The 16,205-nt window shown below is 42.9% G+C and carries 19 protein-coding genes and 1 other annotated feature; of the genes, 12 read left to right on the forward strand and 7 right to left on the reverse strand.

Annotated features, from left to right (window positions below):
* Positions 1 to 62: 62 nt before the first annotated feature.
* Positions 63 to 881, reverse strand: a complete 819-nt coding sequence (locus ACJA3J_RS06545) for a Cof-type HAD-IIB family hydrolase (protein WP_181898588.1) — start codon at positions 879 to 881, stop codon at positions 63 to 65.
* 183 nt (positions 882 to 1,064) lie between these two features.
* Here ACJA3J_RS06545 and ACJA3J_RS06550 point away from each other — a divergent pair, with 183 nt between their 5' ends.
* From ACJA3J_RS06550 to moaD, 5 genes are all read left to right on the forward strand, one after another.
* The gene (locus ACJA3J_RS06550; protein ID WP_115893806.1) at positions 1,065 to 1,829 is read left to right on the forward strand and encodes an alpha/beta fold hydrolase; all 765 of its coding nucleotides are present in this window, start codon (positions 1,065 to 1,067) and stop codon (positions 1,827 to 1,829) included.
* Positions 1,830 to 1,933: 104 nt separating this feature from the next.
* Positions 1,934 to 2,218, forward strand: coding sequence for a metal-sulfur cluster assembly factor (locus tag ACJA3J_RS06555; RefSeq protein WP_089654274.1), 285 nt, complete (start codon positions 1,934 to 1,936; stop codon positions 2,216 to 2,218).
* A 174-nt stretch (positions 2,219 to 2,392) separates the two neighbouring features.
* Positions 2,393 to 2,911 carry a molybdopterin-guanine dinucleotide biosynthesis protein B gene (gene mobB, locus ACJA3J_RS06560; RefSeq protein WP_089654269.1) on the forward strand — a complete coding sequence of 173 codons (519 nt, stop codon included), beginning with the start codon at positions 2,393 to 2,395 and terminating at the stop codon, positions 2,909 to 2,911.
* Positions 2,911 to 3,369, forward strand: a complete 459-nt coding sequence (locus ACJA3J_RS06565) for a molybdenum cofactor biosynthesis protein MoaE (protein WP_089654270.1) — start codon at positions 2,911 to 2,913, stop codon at positions 3,367 to 3,369. Before mobB ends, ACJA3J_RS06565 begins: the two co-directional genes overlap by 1 nt.
* Positions 3,366 to 3,599 carry a molybdopterin converting factor subunit 1 gene (gene moaD, locus ACJA3J_RS06570; RefSeq protein WP_089654271.1) on the forward strand — a complete coding sequence of 78 codons (234 nt, stop codon included), beginning with the start codon at positions 3,366 to 3,368 and terminating at the stop codon, positions 3,597 to 3,599. The genes ACJA3J_RS06565 and moaD overlap by 4 nt, the downstream gene beginning before the upstream one ends.
* A gap of 222 nt (positions 3,600 to 3,821) precedes the next feature.
* On the opposite strand, the gene ACJA3J_RS06575 is transcribed toward moaD, so the two are convergent.
* Together ACJA3J_RS06575 and ACJA3J_RS06580 are read right to left on the reverse strand one after the other, a co-directional pair.
* Positions 3,822 to 4,640, reverse strand: coding sequence for an undecaprenyl-diphosphate phosphatase (locus ACJA3J_RS06575; protein ID WP_406945820.1), 819 nt, complete (start codon positions 4,638 to 4,640; stop codon positions 3,822 to 3,824).
* Positions 4,641 to 4,834: 194 nt separating this feature from the next.
* Positions 4,835 to 5,011, reverse strand: a complete 177-nt coding sequence (locus ACJA3J_RS06580; protein WP_237417175.1) for a YjzD family protein — start codon at positions 5,009 to 5,011, stop codon at positions 4,835 to 4,837.
* A gap of 132 nt (positions 5,012 to 5,143) precedes the next feature.
* Between ACJA3J_RS06580 and ACJA3J_RS06585 the strand changes: the two genes are divergently transcribed.
* Positions 5,144 to 5,662 carry a hypothetical protein gene (locus ACJA3J_RS06585; RefSeq protein ID WP_406945821.1) on the forward strand — a complete coding sequence of 173 codons (519 nt, stop codon included), beginning with the start codon at positions 5,144 to 5,146 and terminating at the stop codon, positions 5,660 to 5,662.
* 87 nt (positions 5,663 to 5,749) lie between these two features.
* Positions 5,750 to 6,706, forward strand: a complete 957-nt coding sequence (locus tag ACJA3J_RS06590) for a BMP family ABC transporter substrate-binding protein (protein WP_244157238.1) — start codon at positions 5,750 to 5,752, stop codon at positions 6,704 to 6,706.
* Positions 6,707 to 7,522: 816 nt separating this feature from the next.
* Here ACJA3J_RS06590 and ACJA3J_RS06595 read toward each other — a convergent pair.
* Positions 7,523 to 7,699: a hypothetical protein gene (locus ACJA3J_RS06595; protein ID WP_167356098.1), complete on the reverse strand. Its 177-nt coding sequence runs from the start codon at positions 7,697 to 7,699 to the stop codon at positions 7,523 to 7,525.
* A gap of 192 nt (positions 7,700 to 7,891) precedes the next feature.
* Here ACJA3J_RS06595 and ACJA3J_RS06600 point away from each other — a divergent pair, with 192 nt between their 5' ends.
* Both ACJA3J_RS06600 and fabF read left to right on the forward strand, forming a co-directional pair.
* Positions 7,892 to 8,830: a beta-ketoacyl-ACP synthase III gene (locus ACJA3J_RS06600; RefSeq protein ID WP_089653931.1), complete on the forward strand. Its 939-nt coding sequence runs from the start codon at positions 7,892 to 7,894 to the stop codon at positions 8,828 to 8,830.
* Positions 8,831 to 8,848: 18 nt separating this feature from the next.
* Positions 8,849 to 10,090, forward strand: a complete 1,242-nt coding sequence (gene fabF / locus ACJA3J_RS06605) for a beta-ketoacyl-ACP synthase II (protein WP_406946278.1) — start codon at positions 8,849 to 8,851, stop codon at positions 10,088 to 10,090.
* A gap of 39 nt (positions 10,091 to 10,129) precedes the next feature.
* On the opposite strand, the gene ACJA3J_RS06610 is transcribed toward fabF, so the two are convergent.
* Positions 10,130 to 11,125, reverse strand: a complete 996-nt coding sequence (locus tag ACJA3J_RS06610) for an LCP family protein (RefSeq protein WP_406945822.1) — start codon at positions 11,123 to 11,125, stop codon at positions 10,130 to 10,132.
* A gap of 181 nt (positions 11,126 to 11,306) precedes the next feature.
* Here ACJA3J_RS06610 and ACJA3J_RS06615 point away from each other — a divergent pair, with 181 nt between their 5' ends.
* Both ACJA3J_RS06615 and ACJA3J_RS06620 read left to right on the forward strand, forming a co-directional pair.
* Positions 11,307 to 11,507 (forward strand): hypothetical protein, encoded by a 201-nt coding sequence (locus ACJA3J_RS06615; RefSeq protein WP_089653932.1) that lies wholly within the window; start codon positions 11,307 to 11,309, stop codon positions 11,505 to 11,507.
* Between the two features lie 90 nt (positions 11,508 to 11,597).
* Positions 11,598 to 12,359 carry a YjbA family protein gene (locus tag ACJA3J_RS06620; protein ID WP_089653933.1) on the forward strand — a complete coding sequence of 254 codons (762 nt, stop codon included), beginning with the start codon at positions 11,598 to 11,600 and terminating at the stop codon, positions 12,357 to 12,359.
* Between the two features lie 26 nt (positions 12,360 to 12,385).
* Here the strand turns inward: ACJA3J_RS06620 and trpS are convergent, their stop codons facing one another.
* A complete protein-coding gene (gene trpS, locus ACJA3J_RS06625) occupies positions 12,386 to 13,387 on the reverse strand; it encodes a tryptophan--tRNA ligase (protein WP_089654015.1) in 1,002 nt (333 codons plus the stop codon).
* Positions 13,388 to 13,445: 58 nt separating this feature from the next.
* Positions 13,446 to 13,642 (reverse strand) — a binding site (T-box leader).
* 53 nt (positions 13,643 to 13,695) lie between these two features.
* Complete coding sequence (locus tag ACJA3J_RS06630) at positions 13,696 to 14,067, reverse strand: DUF3899 domain-containing protein (protein WP_406945823.1); 372 nt, start codon at positions 14,065 to 14,067, stop codon at positions 13,696 to 13,698.
* Positions 14,068 to 14,474: 407 nt separating this feature from the next.
* On the opposite strand from ACJA3J_RS06630, the gene ACJA3J_RS06635 reads away from it, so the two are divergent.
* Positions 14,475 to 16,178: a peptide ABC transporter substrate-binding protein gene (locus ACJA3J_RS06635; RefSeq protein WP_089653935.1), complete on the forward strand. Its 1,704-nt coding sequence runs from the start codon at positions 14,475 to 14,477 to the stop codon at positions 16,176 to 16,178.
* Positions 16,179 to 16,205 lie beyond the last annotated feature (27 nt).

Genomic DNA, 16,205 nt, shown 5'->3' on the forward strand with positions numbered 1-16,205 from the left:
CGCTTTCACGTTCAAGCTTAGTATGGCAGGAGGGCCTCTTTTTACGCGAGGAAAAATGTACCTTATATCGCACGCTTGTTTATTTTCAAATAGTCATCGAGGAATGCGCCGATTCCATCTTCTTCATTCGTATGGGTGACGTGATTGGCAAGGTCTTTCAGTTCATTGATGGCATTTCCCATCGCTACACCCACACCGGCATAATCAATCATTTCAAAATCATTGTCTTCATCTCCGAAGGCGATAATGCGATCATTCGGGACGTGAAAGTAACGGGCGATCTTATCCAGACCGACGGCTTTGTTCATGCCTGCCCTTACAATTTCAATGACATGCCAGGGAGCACCCCATTTACGGTGATCGATCAGAGAAGCGTGATCGTCCAGTTCATCGCGAAGCCTTTGAATTTTTTCTTCTTCCGGATGGATGAGAATGGAGGTAGGGTCTTCTTTCAAGTTTGATTGAAGACGCCCGACTGTAATGGGATCGTTTTTTGTTTGGAAAATACTCATGATTTCCTCGTCATATTGATCTAAATACACATCATCTTTCACTTCAGCAAGAATGTTTTTAACACCGAGCTCCTGACACGTGTGAATGATTTTATGAGCTGTACGGATACCTAAAGGAGAGTGAATGGCATCCCAGCGGTGGTCTTTCGGATGGTGAATCAGTGCTCCGTTAAAGTTTACCATAGGTGTATCGAGGCCGAGTTCATGATAATAATCGATGCTCGCCCTGTGTGGTCTTCCAGTCGCTATGACTACGATATGACCTTGCTTCATAGCTTGGAGGACTGTATTTTTCGTTTTTTCACTAATGACTTTCTCATCGGTTAACAATGTTCCATCTAAATCTAAAGCAATCAGATGTTGTTCCATAATCTTCACCTCATTTGTATGTATAGTTTATCGGGGAGAACAGTGGATTGTAAAGAATTTCCCTTGTGACTACCTAACACTTTCCAATTAAAGATGGCAGTGTTACGATAAATATTATATAAACCATTTATAAACACAACTTAAACAAAACGTAAAGTTTTTTGGAGAAAGGAAATAGGAACAATGATTGGGATTTACCGTAATACTTATAAGAATATACCTGCTCTAACTGTTGTCGACTCGACGAAACAAGACGAGCCATTGCCCGTGTTCATCTACTTCCATGGGTTTACCTCCGCAAAAGAGCATAACTTACCCCAAGCTTATCTCCTTGCTCAAAAGGGGTATCGGGTCATCCTTCCTGATAGCGCACATCATGGAGAACGTGATGATGAACTGCCGAAACAGGAACTGAACTTCAAGTTTTGGGATATCGTGTATCAAAATTTGAAAGAGCTTCAAGATATAAAAGATGAACTCGATCGCCAGGATCTTATCAAAGATCGACGCATCGGTGTCGGCGGAACGTCTATGGGCGGCATTACGACGAGTGCTGCATTGACGATGTATCCTTGGATTCAAGCTTCTGCTGTTATGATGGGATCACCCAAGCCTGTTGAATTTGCCAAAAAGCTCATACAGGACGTAGAAAACTCCGGGATTTCACTCCCTCTGAAAGAAGCAGACCTTGATGAACTATACAGATCACTTGAAGGAATTGACCTTTCTAAGCAAATGGATAAACTTTATGGTCGTCCACTGTTTTTCTGGCATGGCGATGCGGATCCAGTTGTTCCGTTCGAGCATTCCTATGATTTTTATAATGAAGCCATCGATCAATATAAGAACCCTGAAAATATTCGTTTTTTGAGAGAGGTCGGGCGTGATCATAAAGTCAGTCGTTTTGCGGTGCTCGAAATGGTCAATTGGTTGGAGTTAGTATTGTAACCAGTGGGAATATTTTATTCTCTTTGAAATTTTGTTTATAATAGAGTTTGAAGAATTGTGAAGGGGGAACTAATGTGAGTACAACTGCACTTGAAGAAAATGCAATGGGTGCCCTTGAGAATGTCATTGACCCTGAGCTCGGCATTGATATCGTCAACTTAGGTTTGGTCTATGGCGTCGATATAGATGACAATGGCGACACAACGGTAACAATGACTTTAACGGCTATGGGCTGCCCGCTTGCGGGTCATATCGAACAGGACGTCAAACGATCTCTTGCTGACTTGCCTGAATTGAATGAAATAAAGGTCAATATCGTTTGGAATCCACCTTGGACCAAAGATCGTATGAGCCGTTATGCGAAGATAGCTCTTGGAATTCCAGATTGATTTATGGAAGCTGTGCCCCTGCCGTGTGAACGACGGTAGGGGTTTTTACATAACAAAGGAAGTTAGATCCGGCGAAGAGCGTTGCCTTTTCTGTTCCGTTCGCGGTCCAGTGCACATCATCCAAGCCCCATTGTTATTAAACGTGTGCGAGTGATTACCAAGGAGGGAAGACGAATGGCCGAAACGCCGGTTTTTCAGATTGTCGGTTACAAAAACAGTGGAAAGACATCATTGCTTTCAGATTTGATTGCCTATGGAACGGACCGTGGAGAGAAAGTAGCTGCGATCAAGCATCATGGCCATGAGGAACCGCTGAAGGTCATGCACCTTGATACAGATAGTTATCGTCTGCATGAATCAGGCGCTTTTATGACAGGAGTGGATAGCCCTCGGAGATTTCAGCTTGAATTATCTCACGAAGATGACTTTCCGCTTACACAACTCGTGAACATATATCAGCATTTTTCTCCTGATCTAATTGCTGTGGAAGGATACAAGCAGGAAGACTTTCCGAAAGCTGTCATCATAAAAAGGGAAGAAGATCTGCCTCTGCTTGAACAGTTGACGAACATCCAATTAGTCATTTGCTGGGATGAGCGCATGGTTGATCAGGTATCCTTTCCTGCCGTATCGCTCAGAGAGTGGAGAAAGCGCTTACCAGAAGTCTATCGTTTAGCGAAGGAGGGGGCTTAATGGAACAACAATGTTGGATTACCACAGAACCACTTGAGATTGAAGAAGTAACAAAAAGGGTAATTAGAAGAGAGGCGGGTGCCGTGAATACGTTTATCGGCACGGTAAGAGAATTCACGAAGGGCAAACGGACACTTTTCTTACAATATGAGACATATAAAGAAATGGCGGAAAAGAAACTAGAACAAATCACCAAAGAAATCGAGCAGCAATGGCCGAGCGCAGAAGTAGCCATTGCCCACCGGATTGGACGTCTTGAGATTACGGATATTGCTGTAATCATTGCCGTATCTACTCCGCATCGGAACGACTCTTATGAAGCCAGCCGCTATGCAATAGAAAGGATCAAGGAGATCGTTCCCATTTGGAAAAAAGAGCATTGGGAAGACGGCGAAGAGTGGATTGGAGACCAAAAAGAGGTCCGGCCGGGAGTTCCGTTAAAGGAGGAAATCAAATGAATACACTCTTATTTTTTGCGGGATTAAAGGAAGCGATTGGAACGGATGAAGTAAGATTAGCAGCAGCAGGGATGACTTTAGGAGAAGTGAAAGAAAAAGTCCGCTCCGAATATTCGCTCGACCAAGTGAACAATTGTATGATGGCAGTCAATGAAGAATTTGCTCCTGAGGATACAACAATCACCGAGGGAGATACGATTGCTTTTATTCCTCCGGTCAGTGGGGGATAACTCTATAAAGCCATTCCCATGTAAAAAAGCCAGTACAACCATTAGAGTTGTACTGGCTTTTACTACAGTGGGGGATAACTCTATAAAGCCATTCCCATGTAAAAAAGCCAGTACAACCATTAGAGTTGTACTGGCTTTTACTACAGTGGGGGATAACTCTATAAAGCCATTCCCATGTAAAAAAGCCAGTACAACCATTAGAGTTGTACTGGCTTTTACTATTTATAAGAATAGCACGACAAGTCCACCGACGATAAAACAATAAAACGCGAAGTATTTCAAATTCCCACGAGCCATGATTCCCATGAACCATTTTAACGAGAAATAAGAAGCAACTACGGATCCGGCAAAGGCCATGATATAAGCAAACCAGGCATTCTCAGCACTTGCATGTTTGATCACATCTTCGATGGATAGAAGCATTGTCCCTAGACTGACAGGGATAAATAATAAGAACGAAAAACGGAGCGCCGTTTCTTGTTTCATACCTAAAAACATGGCCGCAACAATCGTGGCTCCTGAGCGGCTGATTCCCGGTATGAGTGCGACCGCTTGTCCAATTCCTACAATCAAGGCATCCTTCCAAGTTAATTGTCCGTCGCCTTTCCGACCTCTCAGGTTACGAATTAACCATAGGGCAATTCCTGTGATGATCAGGGTGATTCCTACCGTTTGAACGTTGGACAAACCTTCAATCGCATCTCCCAACAGTACTCCGAGAACCCCGGCTGGAATCGTTCCAATGATCAGGTAGATTATAAAATCAAAATCGTCTTTTTGCTGGTGATCGCGTTGGCTGCGATTGAATAAGTATCCGAATCCATTTTGAATCAATCGAATGAGATCTTCACGGTAGATGATTAATACCGCTACGAGAGACCCAAAGTTCACGAGCACCTCAAACGTAAGTCCTTCCAGTCTAATTCCTAGTAATTCCTGGGCAATGACCAAATGACCACTGGACGAAATCGGAATCGGTTCAGTGAATCCTTGAAAGATCCCCAAAAATAAATATTTAATAATTAACCATAGTTGTTCCATAATGCTTGTTCCTCCTGCCCGTCTGTATTCCTATTTATATCTATATTTATAATTTGTGTTGATAGAACAATTGTGATGATGTTCACGCACTCTACGATTATAAAGGAACCTTGTCCTTGTGGCTAGAGGAGGATTTCATCATTTTCCAAATGAAAAACGTTGCCTCCCGAAGGATAGCAACGCTTGAGTGTGGCTTATGCTTCTTCTTTGATAATTCCTTCCCCAAGAACAACTGCAGCCAGTGTGAAAAGAATTGTCATAATGATGACTTGAGAGAAAGCGAAACTGCTCCCAGCCATGTTGCTGACTACATAAGCGGACATGAAGCTCAATAGGAAAGCCCAAATGATTGTCCAAATCATCCGCATCATTATTCACCTCATTTTTTACACAATCTACTCTTATCTTATCAGAGAGTACAGGAAAAGGAAATATGAAATCGCTTCATGATTGACGTTTCCATTGAATAATATGTAGGAAGACAAGGAAGAGGAGGATAGCCTATGATGGTGACCGTTAACCCTTGCTTTCATTGGATTGGATATCATTTGACATCAAATCTTCTTCAAGAAGGAATCGAAGTCATCGGTATTGACCCCATCGTGGATGCGAAGAGTGATCTATTATATATGTATGTCGGCAGAAACAGTAATTTTCAGCATTTCTTTCAAAGAAGTGACAAAGAAAATCACGTCCAACAATCGAATGACGAGTGGGAAGTGGACTTGGTCGATGACGGCTTGCTAGTCAGGCAAGGAGATAAAGAAAGAAATTGGATCGAGCTTCCCCTTCTTTATGGTGAATGGATGGATATCCAGAGGGCTGGGGTGCAAGAAAAAGATGAGCTTGTGCAATGGGTCATAGATCACCAGGCGACCTATATTGGAACTTTCATGGAGACCTTCCTGGAGAGATTCTTCGATCAACCGCTTCGCATTGAGGAGCGAGTCGAAGACAAGGATACCATCACAGAAAGAGTGGATGCTTTGTGGCGCTGTGAGCAGCTGATTCGCAAAATCTAAAGCTTTCCATGTTGGTCATTTACTTTTGTTATGAAAAAAATGTAGAATAGGGAGAGGATATAAGTAGGTACTTAGGAGTGCTTGAATGTGAAATTACAGTCCATCATGATCCTCTCTCTATTATTTTCCCTTGTCGCATGTCAAGGCCTCCCGGATTATAAGAAAGATATAAAGGTCGGGATGCTTGTCGAAACGACCATCCATGATAAAGCATGGGGGCAGCAAGGGTACAAAGGATTGCAAGCGATCCAGGAGGAATATGGAGTAGACATTTATTTTAAAGAAGGCATACGAACATACAAACATACAGCCGAGGCGATCGATGAGTTTGCAGCTAAAGGCATTGACGTCATCTTTGGACATAGCAGCTTATATGGAAATCATTTCAGGGAATTGCATGAGGTTTATCCTGAGATGGACTTTGTCTATTTTAATGGCCAATTCTCAGCCGAAAATGTAACAAGTCTCAATTTTGATGCGCAAGCGATGGGATTTTTCGCAGGAATGGTAGCTGGGGAAATGACACAAACGGATCGTGTTGGAATCATTGGAGTATTTGAATGGCAACCAGAAGTGGAAGGGTTTTATGAAGGCGTCATTTATCAAAATCCAGAGGCCGAAGTAGACATTTCACTTACGAACAGCTGGGAAAATACGGAGATGGCCCTCATGTATTATGAATCGATGAACGAAGAGGGAGTGGATGTGTTTTATCCAGCGGGAGATGTTTTTAATGTTGCTGTCATTGAACAGGCTCAAAACGACGGGAATTATGCCATCGGTTATGTACAGGACCAATCTTCCGTGGCTGAAAATACGGTGCTCACGAGTACCGTCCAAAAGGTAGATGAAGTATATAAATTAGCAATGGAGCGTTATATGAACGAAGACTTACCTGGAGAAATGCTTACGTTCGATTTTCAGGAAGGTGCTATAAAGATGGGGGAATACAGCCCAAGTATCCCAGAAAACTTCCGCAGTAGAATGGAAGAAGTCGTAGAAAATTATAAAGAAACAGGAGAGCTCCCTGAAAAAGACCTCTGAAGCACACAAACGGCTTCAGAGGTTTTTATTATAGATTCATATCAGAGTATGGTTCATTTCACATAAGCTCCCGTTTATGGAAGACTTGATTTCGAGATGTTTGTATCCTGGGTTGGGGCTGCGGGGAATGACTCGCTTTCCGCGGGAGCGCGGTGAGCCTCCTCGAGCTCCGCTCTGCGGGGTCTCACCAAGCACTTTTTTCCCTCTTAGTTATCCGGTTCCGGCGCCTAGCGGCTAGTGAGACTTCCCTCGCTTCTGTACGATAAGTCAACATCGACTCGCTCCGCTCTTCGTGTTTCCTTTATCTCCGCCAGCTCAGTCCAGTCCATACGCCGCTGACCGAGGCGCCTCCACACTTAAGGTAGGAGTCTCGCCATCCCCCTCCGCCCCTTTGCCATATCAGTGTCTCGAAACTACTCCCATAGATAGCAGAGCTTCCAAGATTTGTCGAAATGCAAAAGTCTGTGATCTCCCCATTCAAATGCTGTTACAGCGCGCTTTATGACTACTGGACAAGGAGGATGGAAGACGCTCCTTCTAAGTATAGGGGGTTCGTTTTTTTATTTTCTCGAATGGGGTGGTTGGGAAGCTGGGAGACTCCCGTGGGAGAAGGAGATAGGCGAGATCCCACAGGACGCAGTCCGAGGAAGCTCGGCGCTCCCCCACAGGAAAGCGAGCTGCTTCCCAGCCACCCCTGACGCTCAACACGGCAAACGAACCCCGAAAAGTCTCGAATTCGAGTCTTCCACAATCCAGCCATATAGTGGAATAACTTAAATTGATTATTAATCTAAAGGAGTTTCATGGAAATGATTTTTATTTCTTGAACTTATCGATCATTGGTTTGATCATCGGTGACACTGACTTCCACGTTTTTGAAGCTTCTTGAAAGAGATCATTGAGTTTCGGTTGCGAATCTTTCTCTCCTTCGTTTTCTTCTGGCTGACGGAACCCCCAAAAATCATCAAAGGGGGATGACTTTCTTTTGCCCATACAAGCACACCTCCTCTGTTACAATTTATGAAAGATCTCCCTGTGTTTTGTAGGCAGGTACAACAAATATTAAAAAAAGTACAAGTTCAAGGGTAACCTTTTGCAAAACTTGCAGATTGGTCCAAGATGAATTAAAATTAGTACCAAGTCATAAGAATTGATATTAGATATTACCTTTAAGGGGATGAATATATGAACGCAGGATTCTTGGGCGTTGGACACTATGCGCCGGAAAAAGTGCTGACGAATAAAGACTTGGAGAAAATGGTAGAAACGAGTGATGAGTGGATTCGTACGCGAACTGGAATTGAAGAACGCCGTATCGCTTCGGACGAAATGGATACTTCTGATCTAGCCTTTCGTGCAGCGGAAGAAGCTTTGAAAGATGCAGATATGAAAGCAGAGGAACTTGATATGATCCTCGTGGCTACTGTTACTCCAGATACGCCATTCCCATCTGTCTCCACCATGCTTCAACATAGGCTTGGTGCCAACAAGGTCGCGGCTATGGACTTGAGTGCAGCCTGTGCCGGGTTCATGTATGGAGTCATCACAGCTAAACAATTCATTGAAACGAATGCCTACAAAAATATTCTTGTCGTAGGGGTTGAGAAACTTTCTAAAATCACGGACTGGACAGACCGTAATACATGCGTTCTTTTTGGTGATGGAGCAGGAGCTGCTGTCATTGGACCGGTAAGTGATGATAAAGGAATTCTTTCCTTTGAACTTGGGGCCGATGGAGCAGGTGGACCTCACTTGTATCAGACGCCTGAAGATACCTTGTCCATGAATGGTCGTGAAGTATTCAAGTTTGCAGTAAGACAAATGCCTGAATCCTCAGTCAATGTCGTTAAAAAAATTGGCCTGAGTGAACAGGATGTTGACTATTTAGTGCCACACCAGGCGAACATAAGAATTATGGAAGCAGCCAGACAACGCTTAGGAATTCCTGAAGAAAAAATGTCTACGCAGGTGAAGCGTTATGGAAATACTTCTTCAGCGTCTATTCCGATTGCTTTGTCAGAGGACGTGAAGGCAGGTAAAATAAAAGATAATGATCTAGTCGTTCTTGTCGGATTCGGTGGCGGACTCACATGGGGAGCCGTGGCCCTTCGATGGGGGAAGTAATCAAGGAGGAATGGAATGATGGATAAACATCGTGTTGTCATTACCGGAATGGGAGCGGTGACTCCTGTCGGTAATTCAGTAGAAGAAATGTGGAATAATATTAAAAATGGCGTGTCCGGGGTAGGAGAAATTACGAAAGTCAATAAAGAAGACTACCCTGTCCATGTGGCAGCAGAACTGAAAGATTTTGACCCTTCTGATTATGTGGATCGTAAAGATGCACGTCGTATGGACCCATTTGTCCAGTATGCAATGGTCGCTTCTCATATGGCTGTTGAGGATGCGAACCTTGAAATCACAGATGATGTCGCTCATAGAACAGGGGTATGGATTGGTTCTGGAATTGGTGGAATGGGAACGTATGAGTCTCAATTTGAAACGTTCCAGAAAAAAGGCTACCGTCGTGTCAGTCCATTTTTCATTCCTATGATGATTCCGGACATGGCAGCAGGCCAGGTATCCATTGCGCTCGGAGCTAAAGGGATTAATTCCTGTACAGTGACCGCCTGTTCTTCAGGTGCAAACTCAATCGGGGATGCTTTCAAAGTCATCCAACGTGGCGATGCGGATATTATGATTGCCGGTGGTACAGAAGCACCGATGAATAAAATGTCATTTGCTGGATTCGCCGCTGCACGTGCGTTATCCCTCAATGAAGATCCGCAAACAGCCAGCCGTCCTTTTGATAAAAACCGTGATGGTTTCGTCATGGGTGAAGGAGCAGGCATTCTTATTATGGAAACGCTGGAATCCGCGAAAAAGCGTGGAGCGAAAATCTATGGCGAGCTGAAAGGCTATGGTTCTACAGGAGATGCCTATCATATCACTTCTCCGGCACCTGAAGGAGACGGCGCGGCGCGTGCAATGAGACAAGCGATTGATGATGCAGGTTTAAAACCAGAGGACATCGATTACTTGAACGCTCACGGAACGTCCACAGAGCTCAATGATAAATTTGAAACACATGCGGCCAAGACGGTATTCCAAGAGCATGCGAATAAATTTGCGATTTCTTCAACGAAATCCATGACTGGTCACCTTTTGGGTGCTGCAGGTGCGGTTGAAGCGCTCATTTCTTTAAAGGCAATTAACGACGGAATACTGCCACCGACGATCAACTACGATACTCCAGATCCGGAATGTGACCTTGATTATGTTCCGAATGAGGCGCGTAAACAAGAAATCAATACGGTGATGAGTAACTCGCTCGGATTTGGCGGCCACAATGCTAGTCTGATTTTCCAAAAGTACGAAGAATAAAATAAACCCGATGTCTGCGATTCAGACATCGGGTTTATTTTATTCTTGTTCAAAAAACTGTTGTAATGTTTGTTTCGTAGATTCCTCATCGTGGTTAAGCACTAGGCCGATCGGATAAGGCTTTCGTTCATCCCATACATTATCTGTCGTAGGGATGCTAATCATATCCATGGATTCTACAGGGTTCAGCAAAAGGTCTTTACCAACCTGGATCATTTTACTGCTACCGAGGTTTGTATCAATATATGGCTGAATGTTTCCAATCAAACGTGGTGCTTTTAGAACTCCCTGGAAAGAGAGGAGTTCATCCTTCAGCAATTGAATAACCTTCTGTTGTCTCTCTACTCTGGCGAAATCTCCCCGGGCATCACTGCGATACCTCACATAACCAAGAAGTTCTTCACCGTCGAGGGTTTGTATCCCTTCTTGCAACTGGATGTCTGTCGTTCCATCCCCGGAACGGTATTGCATGTTCTTTTCTACATCCACTTGCATTCCATCTGGTGATAAAGTATCTACGATTTGCGTAAACCCTTGAAAGTCGACGATCGAGTAATATTCGATTTCAATACCTAGATTCACTGCAATGGTCTCACGGAGAAGCTCCGGGCCGCCTAAAGCGAATGCGGCATTCAGTTTGTTGTATCCGTGTCCAGGGATATCAACGTAAAGGTCTCTCATTAAAGAAGCGATCTTTGCTTCTTTTGAAGCGGGATCATATTCTGCAATCATGATCGTGTCCGTCCTTGGAATCTCTGACCCTCGCTGGTCGACTCCCAATAGAAGGACGGTCATCTTCCCGTCCCCGTTATCTCTTCCGTTGAAGTCTTCTTTATACACACTTTCGACCGTTTCTACTTGATCGATACTTTCAGCAGCGGAAGCCTGTTGACTCATTGCTTGATGCTTGCCTGCTAAGTACTCGTATCCAGAGTAACTGATGATTAGTAGAAAAATAAGAGCATACATACCAATAAATAGCTTGCGTTTTCGCCTTCTTTTGCTGCGTTTCCGCAAGGATCTCGACTGTGACAAAGTCATCATCCTTTCAAACTTAACTCACCCAAAAAGCTTGTTTATAAAAGTCTGTCTGTAATTAAATGTACCTGTTCTTGCCAATGAAGTAAAGACTAGGATTTAAAGGGAATTCACCGCATGACAAAGCATTTCCTTTCATAAGATAGCAATAGGAGGACGAGCCGGAGGGGATGAAGTTATGTGGTACTGGATGCTGCTATTGACAGGTTTCGGTTTCGCTGTCGCAGGAGGAACGGTAACAATCACGTATTTGAATCTCGTTCCTGCCGGGTTGAGTTGGATTGAATTCTTTATCCTGATTCGTACACGGGTGGAGTGCTATTTTTTTCCTATCGGATTGATATTGATTACGACAGCCTTAATTCTTATGGAAGATTAATTTTCTAAAATATGGATTCAAAGAATAAAAAAGCCAGCATTGGTCATAATGTAACCAAAAGAGATCACCGAGTGAAAGTGAGGGTCCGAAATGTTATACATGCATGATCTGTGGGTGAACTGGTTTGAAGGTGAAGAGAATGGGTATAACGTCTGTCGTTTTCATGAATGGCGCAAAGAGGATGGAATTGAGCTGATCGATCAAATCCCTTTGATTTTAATCAGTGATGAATTGTTTAATTTTATTGAGAATGATTTGCAAGATCTACCAGCATCGCTGCTACAGGATGTCCACCGGAAAACGTATATGAAGAAAAATCAAGAACGTCACACGGTTGAATATGCAGCGGTCGTCACAAATGGCAAAGATGTTATTGTATTTGATACGATTGGCTACACGCTTCCTGTTAAGAAGAGCCGTTTAATACCTAGACAAGAACGTCTAGTGTTCGAAATGGTTCAAGGCAAAGAACCTGAGCACTATTTAATAGAAGAAAGAATGTTAAAAGAACATCATATTTTATCATTAGACCCAAGGAAGATGTCTGGATTGACGCGGAGAGAAAGGCAATTGAAACAGCTTTTGATGATGGCACTCGATCAATTGAAGCAATCCGATCACCCGGAAGAAATCCGCTATTGGTTGACGGAATGGAATCCAGCTCAATATCCAACGATCAAGCAGTTCTCCAACGATGAAGCATGGGATCGTTTATATGAAGGAACATGTAATGGATGGTCGATGGCCCACGAAGAACTATGCAAAAAGATGGTGAAAGGGCAGCCTTTCTTTGAAACCATATGGCAGGGAGAAAATGAAGGTGTCTCTCAACATATGAAAAGCCAGAATTGAGGAAAATACTCAATTCTGGCTTTTTGTTATTTCTTCTTCTTGACGCGTCCAAGACCCATAGCTTTCTTCGCTTTGCGGATCATTTTGTTTGCTTCATATGATGCTTTCTCGGCTCCTGCATCTAAAATATCATCCAATTCTTCTGATTGAATCAGTGTTTGGTAACGCTCTTGGATCGGTTTCAAAACGGCAATGACCGCCTCTGCGACGCCTACTTTGAAATCCCCGTATCCTTTCCCTTCATACTTTTGCTCTAACTCTTCGATACTGGCACCACTACAAGCAGACTCAATCGTCAACAGGTTAGAAACACCAGGTTTGTTTTCTTTATCATACTTCACGATTCCATCAGAATCTGTGACCGCACTTTTGATTTTCTTCATAATTTTCTTTTCATCATCCAGCATAGATATAAACGCTTTTTGATTTTCATCAGACTTGCTCATTTTCTTCGTAGGTTCTTGAAGGGACATGATGCGTGCCCCTTCTTTTGGAATGCTTACTTCAGGAACGGTGAAAATGTCATTGAATTTATTGTTGAAGCGTTGAGCTAAGTTTCTTGTAAGTTCTAGATGCTGCTTTTGATCATCTCCTACAGGAACGACATCCGTTTTATAAAGGAGAATATCTGCTGCCATCAATGGAGGATAAGTAAGGAGACCAGAAGATACCCCTTCCTTTCCGCCGGCGGATTTGTCTTTGAATTGCGTCATTCGCTCCAGCTCACCAATGTAGCTGACGCATTGTAACATCCAACCCAACTGAGTGTGGGCGGGAACTTCAGATTGAATGAAAAGGGTCGCTTTCTCAGGGTCAATTCCAGAAGCCAAGTAAAGAGCTGCCAGAGAACGGATGTTTTCTCTCAATTTCAGACGATCTTGCGGAACAGTGATCGCGTGCTCATCGACAATACAAAAATAGCAGTGGTTATCATCCTGTAAATTTGTAAAGTGTTTCATGGCTCCAATATAGTTTCCAAGTGTTAATGTACCACTTGGTTGAATGCCTGAGAAAATCGTTTTTGTCATCATCATCACCTCAACGTTTATTTTTGAACAAAAAAGGATCATTCGTCTCTTCCATCATGGAAGGGACGAATGATCCGCGGTGCCACCCTAATTACTTCTAATAATATAGAAGTCGTCTTGAATCGTTAACGCCGATTTACGTCATTAGAAGCTCCAAAGGCCCAATTTCGTATGGTGTCCTCAGCTGTTTCCACCGACCACAGCCTCTCTGTAGAGGATCCACCCTACGTACTTATCCTTCTTCATTGCTTTTCGTACTATATTAGTAAGTCAGTATTATATCGAATTCATAGGCTTTATGCAAGTTCTTAAGCTGAATAGTAAAGGAAAAGTAAAGCCAGTAAACTTATGCTTAACATTGTCCCATGGAATAAGAAGAACTTGGGTAACGTTTTGTGTACTGTTTGAGAGGGGAGGGGTTTCTCTTCCCAATCGTCTAAGTAATCCCTCTGTTTGGACATGCGGTTTGTAAATCGTCTGAAACCGTATGTGATCCCGTCAAAGAATCCCCCTCGGATAACCCACATGATAATACCTACGAATATATAGAAGTAAGCGATATAGAAAAGCTGGTTAATATAATGGAATAAATCGTAAGCAGGGGCAAGAGCGATAAACAGGGTCGTTACGATTGCCATATTTAAGCTGAACATCAACCATTTATTTTTTATAATGGTCACATCTTTTCCACCTTTCATACAAACTCGAACTATATTATAGCATGTTTAGCAAGTATGAAGGAATTGTTAACACTATAAATAAACAGAAAATTCAGCTTTGGTAAAATAATGAATGGGTTATTCAAACGCTTTAACGGATAACCGTGATAAATAACATTGTTTGAAAATCCCATATCTTTTTTTATGCATATGAGCTTATAAATAATAAGTTTAGGTCTTAAATATTGTAAAATAAACTAGGTAATTAGTCGCATTTTGTGTTACTGAAACGTAATAATGGTGGGAATCCTGAGAGTTTTCAAAAAAAAAGGTAATGCAAAATAGTTAGAAAACTTGTATAATTCGATATGTGGACAAAACGCCACAACAAATTTTTAGAAAATTTTTAGGGGAGGTCATTTTCTATCATGAAAAAGACAAATTGGTTATTGCTAGTACTTGCACTAGTACTTAGCATGTTCCTCGCAGCTTGTTCTGGTGGATCAGACGATACGTCAAATTCCACAGACGATGCTGACTCAGAGGAAACAACAGAAACTGAAGACACTTCTGGTGAAGAAGGAGAAGCTTCAGGTGAACAAGTACTTAACATTACAGACAGTGCAGAGATCCCAACAATGGACGCATCTCTAGCAACTGACGCTGTAGCATTCCAATGGTTAGGTTCTACAACAGACGGACTTTATCGTCTTGGTGAGAACGCTCAGCCAGAACCAGGAATTGCTAAAGACCACGAAGTAAGTGAAGACGGTCTTACTTGGACGTTCAACCTTCGTGAAGACGCTGTTTGGTCAAACGGCGATCCTGTTACAGCGAACGATTTCGTATACGCTTGGCAACGTGCTGTAAATCCTGATACAGGTTCTGAGTACGGCCCATACATGATGGGTGGCGTTATCAAGAATGCACAAGCTGTCGTTGACGGTGAAGTTCCTGTCGAAGAACTTGGTGTTAAGGCTGATGGCGACTACACACTAGTTGTAGAACTTGAAAAGCCGGTTCCTTACTTCGAATCTTTGACTACTTTCGGTACTTTCCTACCGTTGAATCAGGCATTCGTTGAAGAACAAGGTGATCAATACGCTCTTGAAGCGGACACACTTCTTTCCAACGGTCCATTCGTTCTAACTGAGTGGAACCACGGTGAAGGCTGGACGCTTGAAAAGAACCAGGATTACTGGGATGCAGAAAATGTGAAACTTGAACAAATCAACGTTAACGTTGTTAAAGAAACATCTACGGCTGTAAACCTTTATGATACGGGTGAAATTGATCGTACAGGTCTTTCTGCAGAATTCGTAGACCAATACCGTACTTCTGATGATTTCAAAGTTGAAGAAGAGCCTGTATTGTTCTACTTGAAGATGAACCAAGAAAACGAAGTATTGGGTAACGTAAATGCCCGTAAAGCGATTCAAATGGTTATCGACCGTCAATCTATGGTTGATGTTATCTTGAATAATGGATCTATTCCTTCTGTAGGTCACGTTCCACAGAACTTCACGAAGCACCCTGAAACAGAAGAGGACTTCCGTGAGCTTAACGGTGATCTAATTGAAACAAATGTTGAACAAGCACAAGAGCTTTGGGCTACGGCTAAAGAAGAGCTTGGCATGGACACAGTTGAACTTGGCTACCTTGGTGGCGATAGTGAAGTGGCTATGAACATGGACGCTTACATCAAGGACCAGCTTGAGCAGCTGGAAGGTCTAACTGTCAATGTTCAGTCCGTACCTTTCAAAGAGCGCCTTCAGCGTGATGAAAACATGGAATATGATATTCAAAACTCTGGTTGGGGTCCTGACTACATCGACCCGAACACGTTCTTGAACATGTTCGTAACAGATGGCGGAAACAACAAGACTGGATACTCTTCTGAAGCGTACGACGGTCTAATTGAAAAAGCGAATACTGAGCTTGCTCAAGAGCCGGTTGAACGCTTCGAAACATTCCTAGAAGCTGAGAAATTGCTAATCCAAGAAGATGCAGTTCTTGCACCTCTTTACCAGCGTGCAGTTGCTCAACTTTGGAAGCCTTATGTTAAAGGTGTAATCACTCAGCCTATGGGACCTGACTACACTTACAAGTATGCTTATATCGAAGGTAAATAATTGAAATAACAATTTCCAACCACATAT

Source organism: Halobacillus sp. SY10 (assembly GCF_045401165.1).
Classification (GTDB): Bacteria; Bacillota; Bacilli; order Bacillales; family Halobacillaceae; genus Halobacillus; species Halobacillus aidingensis.